The sequence below is a fragment of the Paenibacillus aquistagni genome (assembly GCF_900177815.1).
GTDB classification, from domain to species: Bacteria; Bacillota; Bacilli; order Paenibacillales; family Paenibacillaceae; genus Paenibacillus_B; species Paenibacillus_B aquistagni.
Map to the genome: position 1 here is coordinate 1 of NZ_FXAZ01000012.1, position 17103 is coordinate 17103.

15 protein-coding genes and 1 rRNA gene are annotated in these 17103 nt (G+C 48.2%); 15 read left to right on the forward strand and 1 reads right to left on the reverse strand.

Annotation, left to right across the window (positions count from 1 at the left end; genetic code table 11):
* The 8 genes from rrf to pssA form a co-directional block, all read left to right on the forward strand.
* Positions 1-95: ribosomal RNA gene (gene rrf, locus B9Y93_RS23590) — 5S ribosomal RNA — on the forward strand; the annotation flags it as partial.
* Between the two features lie 707 nt (positions 96-802).
* The gene (locus B9Y93_RS23595) at positions 803-1267 is read left to right on the forward strand and encodes a CtsR family transcriptional regulator (RefSeq protein ID WP_085498921.1); all 465 of its coding nucleotides are present in this window, start codon (positions 803-805) and stop codon (positions 1265-1267) included.
* A gap of 112 nt (positions 1268-1379) precedes the next feature.
* The gene (mcsA, locus tag B9Y93_RS23600; RefSeq protein ID WP_085498923.1) at positions 1380-1943 is read left to right on the forward strand and encodes a protein-arginine kinase activator protein McsA; all 564 of its coding nucleotides are present in this window, start codon (positions 1380-1382) and stop codon (positions 1941-1943) included.
* A 36-nt stretch (positions 1944-1979) separates the two neighbouring features.
* Positions 1980-3107 (forward strand): protein-arginine kinase McsB, encoded by a 1128-nt coding sequence (gene mcsB, locus B9Y93_RS23605; RefSeq protein WP_085498925.1) that lies wholly within the window; start codon positions 1980-1982, stop codon positions 3105-3107.
* Between the two features lie 56 nt (positions 3108-3163).
* Positions 3164-5623: an ATP-dependent protease ATP-binding subunit ClpC gene (clpC, locus tag B9Y93_RS23610; RefSeq protein WP_085498927.1), complete on the forward strand. Its 2460-nt coding sequence runs from the start codon at positions 3164-3166 to the stop codon at positions 5621-5623.
* A 260-nt stretch (positions 5624-5883) separates the two neighbouring features.
* Positions 5884-7251 (forward strand): DNA repair protein RadA, encoded by a 1368-nt coding sequence (gene radA, locus B9Y93_RS23615; protein WP_085498929.1) that lies wholly within the window; start codon positions 5884-5886, stop codon positions 7249-7251.
* A gap of 16 nt (positions 7252-7267) precedes the next feature.
* Entirely contained in the window at positions 7268-8347 is a 1080-nt protein-coding gene (disA, locus tag B9Y93_RS23620) for a DNA integrity scanning diadenylate cyclase DisA (RefSeq protein ID WP_085498931.1), read from the forward strand.
* Between the two features lie 54 nt (positions 8348-8401).
* Positions 8402-9130: a CDP-diacylglycerol--serine O-phosphatidyltransferase gene (pssA, locus tag B9Y93_RS23625; RefSeq protein ID WP_085498934.1), complete on the forward strand. Its 729-nt coding sequence runs from the start codon at positions 8402-8404 to the stop codon at positions 9128-9130.
* 198 nt (positions 9131-9328) lie between these two features.
* Here the strand turns inward: pssA and B9Y93_RS23630 are convergent, their stop codons facing one another.
* Positions 9329-9724, reverse strand: a complete 396-nt coding sequence (locus B9Y93_RS23630; protein ID WP_085498936.1) for a nucleoside triphosphate pyrophosphohydrolase family protein — start codon at positions 9722-9724, stop codon at positions 9329-9331.
* Positions 9725-9941: 217 nt separating this feature from the next.
* Here B9Y93_RS23630 and B9Y93_RS23635 point away from each other — a divergent pair, with 217 nt between their 5' ends.
* The 7 genes from B9Y93_RS23635 (at position 9942) to B9Y93_RS23665 (ending at position 17078) form a co-directional block, all read left to right on the forward strand.
* A complete protein-coding gene (locus B9Y93_RS23635) occupies positions 9942-11030 on the forward strand; it encodes a PIN/TRAM domain-containing protein (protein WP_085498937.1) in 1089 nt (362 codons plus the stop codon).
* Between the two features lie 45 nt (positions 11031-11075).
* Positions 11076-11777 carry a 2-C-methyl-D-erythritol 4-phosphate cytidylyltransferase gene (ispD, locus tag B9Y93_RS23640; protein ID WP_085498939.1) on the forward strand — a complete coding sequence of 234 codons (702 nt, stop codon included), beginning with the start codon at positions 11076-11078 and terminating at the stop codon, positions 11775-11777.
* 21 nt (positions 11778-11798) lie between these two features.
* Positions 11799-12281: a 2-C-methyl-D-erythritol 2,4-cyclodiphosphate synthase gene (gene ispF / locus B9Y93_RS23645; protein WP_085498941.1), complete on the forward strand. Its 483-nt coding sequence runs from the start codon at positions 11799-11801 to the stop codon at positions 12279-12281.
* Positions 12282-12320: 39 nt separating this feature from the next.
* Positions 12321-13772 carry a glutamate--tRNA ligase gene (gltX, locus tag B9Y93_RS23650; RefSeq protein WP_085498943.1) on the forward strand — a complete coding sequence of 484 codons (1452 nt, stop codon included), beginning with the start codon at positions 12321-12323 and terminating at the stop codon, positions 13770-13772.
* 701 nt (positions 13773-14473) lie between these two features.
* A complete protein-coding gene (gene cysE / locus B9Y93_RS23655; RefSeq protein ID WP_085498946.1) occupies positions 14474-15184 on the forward strand; it encodes a serine O-acetyltransferase in 711 nt (236 codons plus the stop codon).
* A complete protein-coding gene (gene cysS / locus B9Y93_RS23660; RefSeq protein WP_085498948.1) occupies positions 15181-16614 on the forward strand; it encodes a cysteine--tRNA ligase in 1434 nt (477 codons plus the stop codon). Before cysE ends, cysS begins: the two co-directional genes overlap by 4 nt.
* A gap of 20 nt (positions 16615-16634) precedes the next feature.
* Positions 16635-17078, forward strand: a complete 444-nt coding sequence (locus B9Y93_RS23665) for a Mini-ribonuclease 3 (RefSeq protein ID WP_085498950.1) — start codon at positions 16635-16637, stop codon at positions 17076-17078.
* Positions 17079-17103: the final 25 nt, after the last annotated feature.

Sequence of the window (17103 nt, forward strand, 5' to 3'; positions counted from 1 at the left end):
TTCCACGCGTACCCATCCCGAACACGACCGTTAAGCCTTTCAGCGCCGATGGTACTTGGACCGCAGGGTCCTGGGAGAGTAGGACGTTGCCAAGCAGGAAAAACCCACTGACAACTATCAGTGGGTTTTTCTTTGTCTTTTTTTTTTGAATCACAGTGTATGGCAATCTTCATTTTCTACGTAACGTAACTCTACGAATAAGACCCTATAATGCGTAGCTGACTGAATTATCCGCCCCAATTGCATCTGCTGCTTATTTCACACTTCGTATAGTCTGATGATGGTAATAATAAAGAGAGCAACACTAGTCTTAAGATCAATAACGTATTTTCATATAAATTCATACCAAAACAGAGTGTGGATAACTAAAAAATTAAAAAGGCAATCTGAAATTATTCAAAATTGTTTTAGAAAGCTGCTATTTTACTCATTTTATGCGCTAAATCTTTAACGTTATAAACAGTCTTATCCACTTATTTTCCACCAGTTGTGGAAATGTCATGATTTGTTCACATCCATAAGGCTTCTTCGACTTTTTGACTCTTCTAATAACTGTACTTATCCACATCTCTTTTCATGCAAATATTTATCCTTGGTAAAGAAAAAGTGTTTATACCCATAAATATATTTAATGAGATAAATCATCAGAAATTCCATTAGAGGTATTGGCAAAGTGAGCAAAGAAGAATATAATAAAATCAAGGTCAAAGAAAGTCAAAGTCAATAAATATAGTCAAAGTCGAATAATCCCCCATCATATTGGGTTAAACCTAATATAGATGCATAGAAAGGAGGGAGAGAGATGCGCAATATTTCAGATATGATCGAACAGCACTTGAAGGTATTACTGGTCAACAGCCATGAAGGGTATGTTGAGATTCAACGCAATGACCTTGCCCAGCAGTTCTCTTGTGTCCCTTCTCAGATTAACTATGTGATTAGTACGCGCTTCACGCTGGAGAAAGGTTATGTAGTGGAAAGCAAACGTGGCGGCGGAGGATATATACGCATTCAGCGCATACAGTTGCCTGCGCAGCATGTGATTCATGCCCATGTCTGCGACACCATCGGTACACACATTGGTCAGGATGCAGCAGAAGGGCTGATCTATCAAATGGAAGAAAGCAATACGATCTCCCGACGTGAAGCGCAATTGCTTCGTGCAGCTATATCGAGAGATAACCTATATATCAAGCTTCCTTATCGAGACGAGCTTCGCGCACGTCTCTTGCGAGCAATGCTGATTGCACTTTTAGGCAAGTCATAGGGTGTGCATGATACCGTCCTAATAGATCATTATGGCAAGGTACAAAATCAAGCAATCGTGTGATCGCACAATTCGTTACTCAAGTGCAATAGTAGAGAAGGAGGTATGCAAGATGATGTGTCAACAATGTGGGGAAAAACCTGCGACATTGCATTTTACAAAGATCATAAATGGCCAGAAGACTGAATTTCATCTATGTGAGAGCTGCGCACGAGAAAAAGGCGATATTCTCCAAGGTGCGAATGACGGCTTCTCTATTCATAATTTGCTGTCAGGATTAATGAATCTGGATCAATCGAGCGGCAGCTTGCATAACGGTCTATACGGCTTCTCAACGAGCAAACCAGCTCCAGAAAAGCTAAAGTGTGACCACTGTGGTCTCTCCTTTGAGCAGTTCAGCAAGATGGGACGATTCGGCTGTGATGAATGCTACCAGGCCTTCCGTCCTCGGCTTGATCCGATTCTAAAACGAGTTCACGGCAATGTTGTCCATGTTGGGAAGATTCCAAAACGCGGCGGTGTGGCTATGAATCAGCGAAGAGAGCTTGAAGATCTGCGCAAGAAGCTGCAGGAGAGCATTGAGCTGGAGCAGTTTGAGGTCGCTGCTGAGCTGCGTGACCGCATTCGAGAACTAGAGACGACCATGAAACGGCCATCTGATGCGGAGCAAGCGTAACAAATTTACTTTTGGGGTAAGGAGGAATATGTGGCTATGTCCAATCAAGCATTTATGAATCAACCAATAAGTGATTGGATGCGGGGTACGGGACTTGATTCGGATATTGTGATCAGCAGTCGCATTCGAGTTGCTCGCAACCTGCACGGTATTCCGTTTCCATTGCTTGCAACGACTCAGCAGTCGGCTGATTCCATGGAAAGGCTTATGGAGGTCGGTCAATCTTCAGAGCTGTCGAAGCTTGGTCCTTTTGAAACGGTTAAGATGGCTGAGTTAAATGAAATGGAACGCCAAGTGCTGGTGGAAAAACATTTGATCAGCCCTAATCTTGCTAATGAGTCTCGTAATGGCGGTCTTATTCTTAGCAAAGATGAATCCATCAGCATTATGGTGAACGAAGAAGACCATTTGCGCATTCAATGCTTATACCCAGGGCTTCAAATTCATAAAGCCTGGGAAGCGGCAAGTCATATCGATGATATCTTTGAATCTAAGATCGATTACGCTTTTGATGAGAAGAGAGGATACTTAACCAGCTGTCCAACCAATGTAGGCACAGGGATTCGCGCATCTGTCATGGTGCATCTTCCGGCACTGGTGTTAACGTCTCAGATCAATCGCATACTGCAAGCCGTTCACCAAGTTGGACTCGCGGTTCGTGGACTATATGGCGAAGGCAGCGAGGCAATTGGCAACTTATTTCAGATATCCAACCAGATCACGCTTGGCCAGTCGGAAGAAGAAATTATGGAGAACTTGTATGGTGTCGTGAAGCAAATCATTGAGCATGAACGGGCAGCTAGAGAACAGCTGCAGCAGGGCAGCATGACGAAGCTTACAGACCGCATATGCCGTTCTTACGGAATCTTAAAACATGCGGCAATCATGGATTCCAAAGAGGCTGCACAGCGGTTATCTGATATTCGTCTAGGATCAGATCTTCAATTGTTGAAGGAAGTTTCACCTGTTATGTTGAATGAATTGATGGTAATGACTCAACCTGGGTTTTTGCAGCATATTTATAACAAACCGATGAATGCGGATGATCGGGATATTTACCGAGCCAGATTGATTCGTGAGACATTGGCAAAAGGCACAGCCAAAAGCAAAGAAAACAGTCATGAGAACCAGCGAATTCACCAAGAGGAAGACCAAGACGGTTAAACGCAATGTGTTGACAATAAGAGCAATGCAATAAAATCATGTGGAGGTGCAAGTCGATGATGTTTGGAAGATTCACAGAACGCGCTCAGAAGGTGCTGGCATTGGCACAAGAAGAAGCTGTACGCTTAGGCCATAACAATATTGGTACAGAGCATATTTTGCTCGGACTTATTCGTGAAGGTGAAGGGATTGCAGCCAAAGCGCTTATTGCCCTTGGCTTGAGCCTCGAAAAAATTCAAGATGAAGTGGAATCCTTGATTGGTCGTGGGCAGGAACAGCCTACCAATATTGCATACACGCCTCGTGCGAAAAAAGTAATTGAGCTATCCATGGATGAAGCACGCAAGCTTGGCCATACCTATGTGGGCACAGAGCATATTCTGCTTGGCCTGATTCGCGAAGGAGAAGGCGTTGCTGCACGCGTGCTGAACAACTTGGGTGTCAGCTTGAATAAAGCACGTCAGCAGGTGCTGCAGCTGCTTGGCAGCAGTGAAGCAGTATCGAGCCATCATGGCACATCGCAAAATGTAAGCACGCCAACGCTCGACAGCTTGGCTCGTGACCTTACTGCGATTGCAAAAGAAGGCAATCTGGACCCGGTGATCGGCCGCAGCAAGGAAATTGAGCGAGTCATTCAAGTGCTTAGCCGCCGTACCAAGAACAACCCTGTATTGATCGGGGAGCCTGGGGTCGGTAAGACAGCGATCGCAGAAGGCTTGGCACAGCGTATTATTCAAAATGAAATCCCAGAAACATTGCGCGACAAGCGTGTGATGACGTTGGATATGGGATCTGTCGTGGCCGGAACGAAATACCGCGGTGAATTTGAAGATCGTTTGAAAAAAATTATGGATGAGATCCGTCAAGCGGGCAATATCATCCTCTTTATCGATGAGCTCCATACACTGATCGGAGCAGGCGGGGCTGAAGGCGCGATTGATGCCTCCAATATCCTGAAGCCGTCCTTGGCGCGTGGTGAGCTGCAATGCATCGGGGCAACAACCCTTGATGAGTATCGCAAGTACATCGAGAAGGATGCTGCTCTGGAGCGCCGCTTCCAGCCAATTACGGTTGATCCGCCGACTCCTGAGGAAGCCATCCAGATTCTAAGCGGCTTGCGTGACCGCTATGAAGCGCATCACCGCGTTAAGATTACGGATGAAGCGATTGAAGCGGCAGTGAAGCTCTCAGACCGATACATTACAGATCGGTTCTTGCCAGACAAAGCGATTGACCTTATTGACGAAGCAAGCTCGAAAGTAAGGCTGCATACGTACACGGTTCCGCCTAATTTGAAAGAGCTGGAGCAGCGTCTTGAAGATATCCGCAAGGAAAAGGATGCCGCTGTTCAGAGCCAAGAGTTCGAGAAAGCAGCTGCCCTGCGTGATACTGAGCAGAAGATGCGCGAAGAGCTTGAAACCGTTCGTAATCAGTGGAAAGAAAAACAAGGCCGCATGGACTCCGAGGTTACACCAGAGGATATCGCACAGATCGTAGCGAACTGGACGGGAGTGCCGGTAGTGAAGCTGAAGGAAGAAGAGACGGATCGTTTGCTCAAAATGGAAGAAATTCTACATGAGCGTGTCATTGGCCAAGATGAAGCCGTGAAGGCTGTCAGCCGTGCGATCCGCCGTGCACGTGCAGGACTCAAAGATCCGAAGCGTCCAATGGGCTCCTTTATCTTCCTCGGACCAACAGGGGTAGGTAAGACAGAGCTTGCAAGAGCGCTAGCGGAATCCATGTTTGGAGACGAGAATGCAGTAGTCCGCATTGATATGTCCGAGTACATGGAGAAGCATTCTACAGCTCGTCTAGTTGGAGCGCCTCCAGGATACGTGGGCTATGAAGAAGGCGGACAATTGACAGAGAAAGTGCGCCGCAAGCCATATTCCGTTGTTCTTTTGGATGAGATTGAGAAGGCTCACCCTGAGGTATTCAACATCTTGCTGCAAGTGCTTGAGGATGGACGCTTGACAGACTCCAAAGGTCGCGTCGTAGACTTCCGCAATACCCTGATCATCCTCACATCGAACGTAGGGGCAGAGGCGATTAAGCGCAACAAGACGCTTGGCTTTACCGCTTCTGATGATGCAGGCCGTGATTACAACAACATGAAGGATAAAGTAATGGATGAGCTGAAGAAGAGCTTCCGTCCTGAATTCCTGAACCGTATTGATGAGATCATCGTATTCCACTCCTTGGATGAGAAGCACATCGGGGAGATTGTCACCCTGATGGTCGATGATTTGAAGAAGCGACTCAATGAACAAGGCATTGCGTTTGCCTTGACAGAAAATGCAAAGGCGTTCTTGGCCAAGGAAGGCTATGATCCGGCTTATGGCGCACGTCCACTGCGTCGTGCTATTCAAAAGCATATTGAGGATCGCTTGTCAGAAGAGCTGCTCAAAGGTGAAATTAGCAAAGGCGATAATGTTCTAATCGATGAGCGCGAAGGTCAGCTTATTGTGGAACGCAGCCAAACTGCACCAGTTGAAACGACACCAGCTTCGACTTAAAAGCCATAAAGAACGTTAAACCATATATTAGTAGTTGAAAGCGGGCCCTTTTTGGGCCCGTTTTTTTGGGTTCTGCCTTTCCTCGAATCGTCAAAAATGGTAAACTTGAGATTGACAGATTTTTCGGGGATTCTCAAGAGTCATCTGCTGGTCTTTCCCTTCTCTTCCAACATGAGAACCTGGAGCGACATGACATGAATGCAGGTGTTAGCGATGATCGTTTCAGATTGATTAAGTAATTGAAGGAGTGAAGGCTGGCAATGGCCAAAGTGAAAACGAAATTTTACTGTACGGAGTGCGGCTATGAGTCGCCCAAGTGGATGGGGAAATGCCCTGGCTGCAATGAATGGAACACAATGGTAGAGGAAAAGGAAACCATTATCAAAACCGCAGGGGTGCAATCTTCTCTAACCCAAACGAAAGAAAAGCCACAGGCGATCATACATATAGAAAGTGGCCAAGAGCCTAGGTTAAGCACAACATTTGGCGAGCTTGATCGTGTGCTGGGCGGAGGGATCGTACCAGGCTCGCTTATTCTAGTTGGCGGAGATCCTGGGATCGGCAAGTCCACCTTACTTCTTCAATCCTCTAATGCCCTTGCAGGCACAGGGCTCAAAGTTCTCTACGTTTCCGGCGAAGAATCTTTAAGGCAGACGAAGCTTCGGGCGAATCGGCTCGGCAAGCTTTCTGAACAATTATTTGTCCTGAGCGAGACCAACTTGCAGTATATCGAGGAAGCGATCGACCTGATGAAACCGGACTTTCTGGTTATTGACTCCATTCAGACCGTATATCAGCCATCGGTAGAATCAGCACCAGGCAGTGTATCGCAAGTTCGTGAATGTACAAGTGCATTTATGCGCATCGCTAAAGGCAGAGGGATTGCAACTGTGCTTGTTGGCCATGTGACGAAGGAAGGCGCTATTGCGGGACCCCGGATGCTTGAGCATATGGTGGATTGCGTGCTCTATTTTGAAGGAGAGCGTCATCACAGCTATCGGATTCTGCGCGCAGTGAAGAATCGCTTTGGCTCCACGAATGAGATGGGCATCTTCGAAATGATGGAGAGCGGACTTCGTGAAGTAAAGAATCCATCAGAGCTCTTTTTACAGGAGCGGCCGCTTGGGGTGTCAGGATCCATTGTGGTGGCCAGCATGGAAGGGACTCGTCCCGTGCTGGTCGAGATGCAGGCTTTGGTTGCAGCGACAAACTTCCCATCGCCGAGACGGACCGCTACAGGAATCGACCATCACCGATTGGCACTCATTATTGCTGTGTTGGAGAAGCGGATGGGCATGTTTTTGCAAAACCAAGACGCATATGTGAACGTCGCAGGCGGCATGAGGCTCGATGAGCCGGCAGTCGATCTCGCGATTGCAGTAGCGATTGCCTCAAGCTTTCGCGATATGCCTACACAGCCATTTGATGTGGTTCTTGGCGAAGTAGGCTTGACAGGAGAGGTTCGAGCGGTGTCTCGAGCAGAACAGCGCGTGAAGGAAGCGGAGAAGCTTGGCTTTAAGCGCATCATAATGCCGGAGAGCAGTCTTCGCGGTTGGACGCCTCCTAAGCAGATCGAAATTATCGGGGTACAAACCGTTGCAGAAGCGTTAACTGCAGCATTAGGTTAGGGGGCTTAGAATATAGATGAAAGAATCACAAACGCAACAAGAGATTATGAATGATCTGCTCAAGCTCGTGGCACCAGGCACGGCCTTCAGAGATGGACTTGAGAACGTTCTCCGTGCAAAGACAGGTGCACTGCTCGTTGTGGGCTACAGCCCAGAAGTCATGGAGGTTGTAGATGGAGGCTTCTCCATCAACTGCGATTTTTCGCCAAGCTATTTATATGAGCTGGCCAAGATGGACGGAGCGATTATTCTTAGCGAGGATCTCAAACGAATCCTTTATGCCAACACTCAGCTGATTCCAGACTCCTCGATCCCGTCGATTGAGACGGGGATTCGTCACCGTACGGCGGAGCGGGTCGCGAAGCAAACCGGAAAGCTTGTCGTATCCATTTCCCAGCGGCGCAACGTTATCACCTTGTATCAAGGCAGCCTGCGTTATGCGCTTAAGGATATGGGCGTCATTCTTACGAAGGCAAACCAAGCAATTCAAACGCTTGAAAAATATAAGGCTGTGCTCGTTCAAGGCCTCACCAATCTGACCGCCTCGGAGTTCGAGGAATTGGTCACGTTGTATGATGTCGTAAATGTTATGCAACGTGTAGAGATGGTATTACGTATTAAGATGGAGATCAAGCGATACATAAACGAGCTTGGCACCGAAGGCCGGCTTATTAGTATGCAGCTTGAGGAATTGGTCAGCAATACCGAAGATGATGCTTGGCTGCTCTTTAAAGACTACGCCAAAGATCCAAGTGATGATAAGATCCGCGATATCTTCGTTCAGCTGAAGAAGCTGAATGACGACGAACTGCTGGATACGAACCATCTCATTCGCATCCTGGGGTATCCAGTGACCAGCAACGCACACGACGATTCCATCTCGCCGCGCGGCTATCGCGTGTTGAATAAGATTCCGCGGCTGCCGAACGTCGTCATTTCGAATCTTGTGGATAATTTCTCAACCCTCCCTAAAGTCATGATGGCAACCATCGAGGAACTGGATGAAGTCGATGGTATTGGGGAAGTACGTGCTCGAACGATCAAAGAAGGATTGAAGCGTATTCAGGAACAAGTATTTATCGACAGGCAGATATAAATTTCCTAAAATGAAACATTGATCGTTGGGCATAGTAAAATTAGAGGTGAACCTATGATTACAAAGTCCATTCCGAACCTATTTACTATCGGTAACTTGTTCCTTGGCATTATTTCTATTATGTTTGCGTTTAATGATAATTACAGCTGGGCTGCGCTGATGGTGATCATCGCCATGCTTCTTGACGGTCTGGATGGTCGAGTAGCTCGGGCTTTGAATGTTCAAAGTGAGTTTGGAAAGGAACTGGATTCATTATCAGACATCATTTCATTTGGTGTTGCACCGGCATTTGTGATGTATGTATGTGCGTTTACCGAGATTAATCCAGCATTGGCATGGACAGCGACTGCAATCTTCCCGATCTGTGGAGCGCTTCGCTTGGCGCGCTTCAACGTTGTGGATGGGGTTCCTGGCTACTTTACAGGACTGCCGATTCCTGCAGCGGGCGGTGTGCTTGCAACCCTGGCCTTATTCCATGACAGTATTGCTGTACCGTATCTGATCGTTGGTGTCCTGCTGCTGTCCTACTTGATGGTTAGCACAGTTCGATATCCGAACTTCAAAAAAGTCGGAATTCCGAAGAAAGCAATCTGGATTACACCGATTGTGATTGCGGCTGCTGTCGCTGTTGCCGTGTGGAAGCCAGACCAAACACCGAAACTGATCTTCGTGCCGCTTGTGCTGTATGCCCTTCTTGGATTAAAAAAAAACGTTAGAATGATCATCCGGCGCGGCAAGAAAAGCAAAAAAACGGATGAGTTGGCAGAGTCCAAACATCCATAGCATAAATGCAAGCCAAATAAAGCACCTGTTCCTTGGGAACGGGTGCTTTTTTGCGTACAACGATCATGTTATATCCTTGGGCTTGCATTACTGTCAAGTTCGTTAAGTTAGTGCTGACAAGCTGATGGATCGTCAGGAGATACTTGATCAACTGCGAAGCAACAAGCCATGCTATGCATGCGATAAAGCCCTTTCAAACTATGAAAGGTTGAAGATGCCAAGCGTAGAACACTTGCTTGATTCCTGCTTGATTACCTCATCGAGCTGGATGTCGAGCAGGTTGCATAACGCAGAGGTATAGAACAAATGCTTTCCAAGCTCGGCGCGAATGACATCGTTACAGTTCTCGCAGAGCTGGCCATGAATATGGGATTCCAAAGACTGCTGGGCTTGAGTCACATCCATATTCGTTTCATAAGGTTGTCTTTTAGCATGAAGCTCTAGACAGCCGCACTCCGTGATTGCTTTGGTTACCGCTCGATTGACAGCGGCCTCGGATTGCCCATGTTTGGATAGAACATCAAGAAGACTGCGGTGCCGAAGCAATAGGTCGGCTACTTGATCTTGAAACGTTTGCAAATTGGAAGTGCTCATTTCACATCCACCTCTATTCTTTAAGTGGTGCTGCGGGGGTGCCCGCGCACATGAATAAGCTGTCGTTGGGTATTGTTCATACCACTTTATTATAAAACTAATAATTCCCATTTTACAACCTGCAGCAAATGGAAAAAAACGGACCTCTAGGATTAAGCCAGCATTCATTGGGCCATAATGCTAAAGAATGAATGAAGATATAAGGAGGTGGACGTTCATGTTCAAACGCACCATGATGGTAGCATCCGGTGTTATTGGGGCTTGGAGTGGGATGGAATTGCATTCGATGATATTTGTTCGGACGACGGAATGGTCTTATGCCGCGAGTGGATGGACGTCAGGTCGAATTTGGTGGGCAATGGGGGGCGCGATCCTAGCAATGCTAATGTGCCACATGCTATCAGCACCAGCAGGCCGTGCATGGCGTTCTTGGCAGATGCGAATTGTGGAGATGTCTCCATCACAGATTATTATCAACACTAGCGGACTTTTAGTCGGGCTGTGCTTTGCAGCGCTCGTTATGCCTTTATTGGGTCCATTTGGGATCATTGGTCAATTGCTTGCGGTTATCCTAACGTTAACTTGTGGAATGATTGGTCTTCAGGTTGCTCGGTGGAAGGAGTATGATATTGCAGCATGGGTGAGTGGCTTATCACGCAAAGCTCCTGAAGCAGAAACAAAGAGCAGCATGGGCTTCGAGGAGCATAAGATTCTCGATACAAGTGTCATTATCGATGGACGAATTGCGGACATCTGCAAAACAGGGTTCATTGAAGGGACCATTGTCATTCCGGAATTTGTGCTGGAAGAACTGCAGCATATAGCGGATTCCTCAGATCTGCTGAAGCGTAATCGCGGACGCCGGGGACTCGATATTTTGAACAAGATCCAAAAGGAGCTTGAGGTGAAAGTGCTCATCTATGAGGGAGACTTCGAAGAAATCTCCGAGGTGGACAGCAAGCTTGTCAAGCTGGCGAAGCTCCTGAAGGGCAAAGTCGTCACCAATGACTTCAACTTGAACAAAGTATGCGAGCTGCAAGGGGTATCTGTGCTCAATATTAATGATCTCGCCAATGCCGTTAAGCCGGTGGTCCTGCCAGGAGAAGAAATCGTTGTTCAGGTGATCAAGGACGGCAAAGAACATGGTCAGGGAGTCGCGTATTTGGATGACGGGACGATGATTGTGGTAGAGGGTGGTCGGGAATACATCGGCAATACGATGGAGGTTCTCGTGACAAGCGTGCTGCAAACCTCAGCAGGCCGGATGATATTTGCAAAGCCGAAACTGTTGGAAAAAGCACAATAAACAGGTATGATGATGATAGATGATCATCATGGAGGTTTATTAGTCATGAAACAGCGGTTTGGCGTCGTTGTAGTTGCCGCAGGCAAAGGGACCCGCATGGGGACGACGGAGAGCAAGCAGTATCTGCTGCTTCAGGACAAGCCTGTTCTTGTACATACACTTGAGGTGTTTCAAGCCGCACCGGAATGTGAGAGCATCGTCTTGGTGACAGGCGCACAGGACCGTGCGCGCTGTCAGGCATGGGTGAAGCAGTATGGACTAACTAAGGTGCGCGATATTCGAGCAGGCGGGAAGGAACGCCAAGACTCGGTATACGAAGGACTGAAGGCCATCGAGTCCTACGGACTTGAGCTAGTCCTCATTCACGACGGCGTGAGGCCATTTGTTCAACAATCGCATATTAGAGCCTGCTGTGAGGCCGCGCATGCGCATGGCGCAGCTGTTCTTGCCGTGCCGGTCAAGGACACGATCAAGCAGGTGAATGAGCATGGTGTGATTACAGCGACACCAGACCGTAACAGCTTGTGGGCGATTCAGACGCCACAAGCTTTTCGTCTTGACGTCGTCATGAAGGCGCATCATGAAGCGAGAAGGTGTGATCGCACAGGAACGGATGATGCTATGCTTGTGGAGCAGATGGGTGTTACTGTTCGGGTTGTCGAAGGGGATTATTCCAATGTGAAGCTGACCACGCCAGAAGATCTATGGTTCGCGGAATGGTGGTTGGCGCGCACGTCATTATTGTAGATTATAAGGGAGAGTTGGATGATGATTCGTGTAGGACAAGGCTTCGATGTGCATCAGTTGGTGGAGGGGCGACCGTGTATTATAGGCGGCGTTACGATTCCTTATGAAAAGGGGCTGCTTGGGCATTCTGATGCAGACGTTCTGCTTCATACCGTTAGTGATGCAGTGCTTGGCGCGCTGGCGCTTGGGGATATCGGCAAGCACTTCCCGGATACCGATCCAGCATATAAAGATGCTGACAGCGTGAAGCTGATGGAGCATGTATGGAATCTGGCCAAGGAGCGAGGCTATAAGCTTGGCAATGTGGATTGTACGATTATTGCACAGCAGCCGAAGATGCTGCCTTACATCCCGCAAATGGTAGACAATATTGCTCGTATTCTGGAAGCAGATGCTGCGCAAGTTAATGTAAAAGCAACAACGACAGAGAAGCTTGGCTTCGCGGGAAGAGGCGAGGGAATCGCTGCACAAGCGGTTGTCTGCTTAATTCGCGATATGGTATGATAGGTCGATGATAAGGAATGTACGGAGGGATATGAGATCATGAACAAAGACATCCGAGTACGGTACGCTCCAAGTCCTACAGGACATCTACATATTGGGAATGCGCGTACGGCGTTGTTCAACTATTTGTTTGCTCGCCATCATGGCGGGACATTTATTGTTCGTATTGAAGATACGGATGTAAAGCGCAATGTAGCTGGTGGAGAAGAGAACCAGTTTAATTATATGAAATGGCTCGGCATGGACTGGGATGAGAGCATTGATGTCGGGGGAGAATACGGCCCGTACCGTCAAACGGAACGCATTGAGATTTACAGCAAATACGCGCAGGACTTGATGGATCGCGGGCTTGCTTATCCGTGCTATTGTACAGAAGAAGAGCTTGCAGCAGAGCGAGAGGAACAGCTAGCTCGCGGCGAGACGCCGAAGTATAGCGGAACGTGCCGCCACTTGTCAGCAGAAGAGCGTGCTGCCAAGGAAGCGGAAGGCCGCCAGGCCAGCATTCGCTTCTTGGTACCAGAAGGCCGCTCTTATACCTTCAACGATTTGGTGAAGGGCGAGATTACTTTTGAATCCGATACGACTGGGGATTGGGTCATCATTAAGAAGGATGGCATTGGAACGTACAACTTCGTTGTCGTTATCGATGATTATCTGATGAAGATGTCTCATGTGCTTCGCGGTGAAGACCATATTACCAATACCTTGCGCCAATTGATGATCTATGAAGCGTTTGGTTGGGAAGCGCCGATCTTCGGACATATGACGCTCATTGTGAACGAGAATCGCAAGAAGCTTAGCAAGCGCGATGAATCGATTCTTCAATTTATCGAGCAGTATGATCAGCTTGGCTATCTGCCGGAAGCGATGATGAACTTTATTGCACTTCTTGGCTGGTCTCCGGAAGGAGAAGAGGAGATCTTCTCGCGCGATGAGCTGATCTCGATCTTCGATGCGAATCGATTGTCGAAGAGTCCGGCTGTATTTGACACACACAAATTGAATCATATTAATAATGTATATATGAAAAAAGCTGACCCTGAGCGCATTGCCAAGCTGGCGATTCCTCATCTTCAGAAGGCTGGACGCTTACCAGAACAGCTGTCTTCCGAACAGGAAGCCTGGGCTGCTTCGCTGGTGAAGCTGTATCAAGAGCAGATGAATTGCGCATCCGACATTGTGGAGCTCTCTGATATGTTCTTCCGCGACGAGCTTGTCGTGGAAGAGGAGGGCAAGGCAGTGCTTCAAGAAGAGCAGGTTCCTGCCGTGCTGGCTGCACTTCATGCGAAGCTTGAGGCGCAAGCGGACTGGAGTGTGTACACTGTGAAGTCTGCGATCAAAGAAGTCCAGAAGGAGACAGGCGCAAAGGGCAAAGGATTGTTTATGCCTGTTCGCGTAGCTGTATCCGGTCAGACCCATGGACGCGATCTTAACGAGACAATCGTTCTGCTTGGACGCGACAAAGTTCTTCATCGCCTTAAGAACGCATAAAATGCATTGTCAATTATAGTCTTGTTCCAGTATACTGAGGTCAAGATCGAGTAAGATTTAGGTGGCGCTTGCTGTCAGCAAGCCTCAATATCGATACATGCATGGAGCGGGAGAGCGTGTAGCATGAAGGCATGTCCAGAGATAATGGCTGGATGATGGTAAGAAGTATCCTTCTTACCATATCCAAGCTGCGAGCCATTTCTTGTCTGGCTACGAACGCATTGCACCCGTGAGCATCATTTCTGAACCAAGATAGCGTGTAAAGCTGTGTAAGCAGGTTTGCCGTGAATCTAGGTAGGGAGTGACGAGTCGTTCTCGTTACCGAACGAAGAGTGGAAAGAAAACGGAGTCTCGCATGCCCCTATCAACGTGGTGTAAGCGGTGATACAGAGGGGAGATATCTTTCTTTCAAGCAGAGTGGGACCGCGCACAGCGTCTCTGCAGCATGGCTGCAGGGGCGCTTTTTTTGACCATTCAGGCAGAAAAAATGCTGGTTATCATCTGCAAGGAACAACTTTGAGTCTATACAAAATGGCAGCTTATGCTGCGAACTGGTTATTGCGGTGCTAGGAGCAAAAGCAGCATGGCCAGCGGAATGGACGATAGCACGGATCATCATGCGACAAGAAAATAGACTTGAATCACGGTTTCATCTTTAGGAAGAGATAGAGCTTTGAGCAAAGAAAATGGGGGGTCAGGTCATGGGACGTATACTTCAACGGATGCGATCCGACATACAAACTGTATTTGAAAACGATCCGGCCGCAAGAAGCCGATTCGAGGTCATTTTTACGTATTCTGGTCTGCATGCAATCTGGATGCATCGTATTGCCCATCGTTTGTATCGTCGCAAGTGGCATACGTTCGCCCGCATCATCTCACAGTTCAGCCGTTTCATAACCGGAATTGAGATCCATCCGGGTGCCAAGCTCGGAGATCGATTGTTTATCGACCATGGCATGGGGGTAGTCATTGGGGAGACCTGTGAGATCGGGCACAATGTTGTCATCTATCAGGGGGTCACCTTGGGCGGCACAGGGAAAGAAAGAGGGAAGCGTCACCCTACGGTAGGCAACAATGTGGTTATCGCATCAGGTGCGAAGGTGCTAGGCTCCTTCAGGATCGGCGACAACTCCAATATCGGCGCCAATTCTGTGGTGCTTAGAGAAGTGCCGGCCAACTGTACGGTTGTTGGCATTCCAGGGCGAATTGTGAAGCGGGACGGAATGCGAATTGATCGTTTGAATCATGCGCATCTCCCTGACCCGATGATAGATATGGTGCGTTCATTGGAAGATGAGATTCATCGCTTGTACGATGAGCTCAAGACATTGCGCAAAGCTTATGAGGATCTAAGGAAAGACAACACGGACCCAAACTCAGGACAATCCAAGGAGGTCATACGCGTATGACATTGCACATTTATGATACGCTTTCGCGTCAAAAGAAACCATTGGAGCCGCAGCATCCTGACAAAGTTAATATGTATGTATGCGGACCAACGGTATACGGATATATTCACATCGGAAATGCAAGGCCTGCGATCGTATTCGACGTGGTTCGCCGCTATTTGGAGACGACTGGCTATGAGGTTAATTATGTCATGAACTTCACAGATGTTGATGACAAGCTGATTAACAAAGCGAAGGAGATGCAGCTGCCCGTGCCGGAAGTGGCTAGCCACTTTATTGATGCCTATTATGCGGACACGGATGCGCTTGGCGTGAAGCGTGCGACGATGAACCCTCGTGTAACGGAGCATATGGATCAGATTATCGAATTCATTGGGGAACTTGTTGAGAAGGGTTTCGCGTACGAGTCAGGCGGAGATGTATACTTCCATACGAAGAAGTTCCCGGAATACGGCAAGCTGTCTCATCAGAATCTCGATGAACTGCAGTTTGGCATTCGCATTGAGGTCGATGCGCGCAAGCAAGACGCGCAGGACTTTGTGTTGTGGAAAGCGGCTAAGCCAGGCGAGATTGCATGGCCTAGTCCGTGGGGAGAGGGACGCCCAGGCTGGCATATTGAATGCTCGGCGATGGCCAAACAATACTTAGGGGATACGCTGGATATTCACGGTGGAGGTCAAGACCTTCAATTCCCTCACCATGAATGCGAATTAGCACAATCCGAATGCGTGACAGGCAAGCCGCTTGCAAGCATTTGGATGCATAATGGTTATATTAATATTAATAACGAGAAGATGTCCAAATCACTGAATAACGGCGTATTGGTTAAAGACTTGCGTACAGCCTACAACCCGGCAGCCATTCGCTACTTCATGCTGTCAACACACTATCGCAATCCATTGAACTTCACCGATGAAGCCATGCAGCAATCGGTTAATTCGCAGGAGCGTCTTGCGAATGCCTATGGCAATGTGAAGCATGCGCTTCAGTCCGCTGGCGCAGGCACCGTTGATGAGGCAAGAGAGCAAGGCGGGGAGCCGGAAGCAGCGCTCGAAGCGAAGATGGCGGAGATACTGGAAGCCTTCGATGCGAAGATGCAGGATGACTTCAATACGGCGGATGCGATTACGGCAATGTTTGAATGGGCTAGTGAGGCGAATGTATATATTCAGAAAAAAGGCGAGCATGTTGCCGTTTCTGATCTATTGCTCTTACATGATACCTTTGAGGCGATGAATGATGTGCTGGGTCTAGTCATGGAACAAGCAGAAGAGCTGCTCGATGAAGAGATTGACCAATTGATTCAAGAACGCACAGATGCAAGAAAGGCGAAGAACTGGGCGCGTGCGGATGAGATCCGTGATCTGCTGACCGCTAAAGGCATTGTGCTTGAAGATACGCCGCAGGGCGTCCGCTGGAAGAGAGTGTAAGCTTGGATAGGAGAGGGCTAATGAAGGACACAACGATAGATTTGGCAGAGGGATGGATGTTTCCCTATCCTCCCTCCAAGCCAAGTCAGCAGATGAATCCGATCACACTTGCCTACATCGGTGATGCCATCTACGAAGTCATGGTGAGGCAGTGGATCTTGTCACAACCGAATCACCGTCCGCATCATATGCATCGCGAAGCGATCAGCTATGTCTCAGCCAAGGCTCAAGCCAAGCTGCTGGGCAAGCTGATGGATCGTTTGTCAGAGGAAGAGGCCAACGTTGTAAGGCAAGGACGTAACGCCAAGTCACAAGTGCCTAAGAATGCGGATGTGAACGACTATCGGCAGGCGACTGCTCTTGAGGCGCTGGTCGGGTATTTATATATGGAGAATAAGCTGGATCGTCTCCGTGAGATTGCTGCTGTCCTTTTTGAAGAGCGTGTTCACGAGGATGAACGGTAGAATATACAACGAAGAATGATGGACG

Coding starts and splice junctions, on each gene's coding strand:
- B9Y93_RS23595 (WP_085498921.1), top strand. CDS start 803: ATGCGCAATATTTCAGATATGATCGAACAGCACTTGAAGGTATTACTG.
- mcsA (WP_085498923.1), top strand. CDS start 1,380: ATGATGTGTCAACAATGTGGGGAAAAACCTGCGACATTGCATTTTACA.
- mcsB (WP_085498925.1), top strand. CDS start 1,980: ATGTCCAATCAAGCATTTATGAATCAACCAATAAGTGATTGGATGCGG.
- clpC (WP_085498927.1), top strand. CDS start 3,164: ATGATGTTTGGAAGATTCACAGAACGCGCTCAGAAGGTGCTGGCATTG.
- radA (WP_085498929.1), top strand. CDS start 5,884: ATGGCCAAAGTGAAAACGAAATTTTACTGTACGGAGTGCGGCTATGAG.
- disA (WP_085498931.1), top strand. CDS start 7,268: ATGAAAGAATCACAAACGCAACAAGAGATTATGAATGATCTGCTCAAG.
- pssA (WP_085498934.1), top strand. CDS start 8,402: ATGATTACAAAGTCCATTCCGAACCTATTTACTATCGGTAACTTGTTC.
- B9Y93_RS23630 (WP_085498936.1), bottom strand. CDS start 9,724: ATGAGCACTTCCAATTTGCAAACGTTTCAAGATCAAGTAGCCGACCTA.
- B9Y93_RS23635 (WP_085498937.1), top strand. CDS start 9,942: ATGTTCAAACGCACCATGATGGTAGCATCCGGTGTTATTGGGGCTTGG.
- ispD (WP_085498939.1), top strand. CDS start 11,076: ATGAAACAGCGGTTTGGCGTCGTTGTAGTTGCCGCAGGCAAAGGGACC.
- ispF (WP_085498941.1), top strand. CDS start 11,799: ATGATTCGTGTAGGACAAGGCTTCGATGTGCATCAGTTGGTGGAGGGG.
- gltX (WP_085498943.1), top strand. CDS start 12,321: ATGAACAAAGACATCCGAGTACGGTACGCTCCAAGTCCTACAGGACAT.
- cysE (WP_085498946.1), top strand. CDS start 14,474: ATGGGACGTATACTTCAACGGATGCGATCCGACATACAAACTGTATTT.
- cysS (WP_085498948.1), top strand. CDS start 15,181: ATGACATTGCACATTTATGATACGCTTTCGCGTCAAAAGAAACCATTG.
- B9Y93_RS23665 (WP_085498950.1), top strand. CDS start 16,635: ATGAAGGACACAACGATAGATTTGGCAGAGGGATGGATGTTTCCCTAT.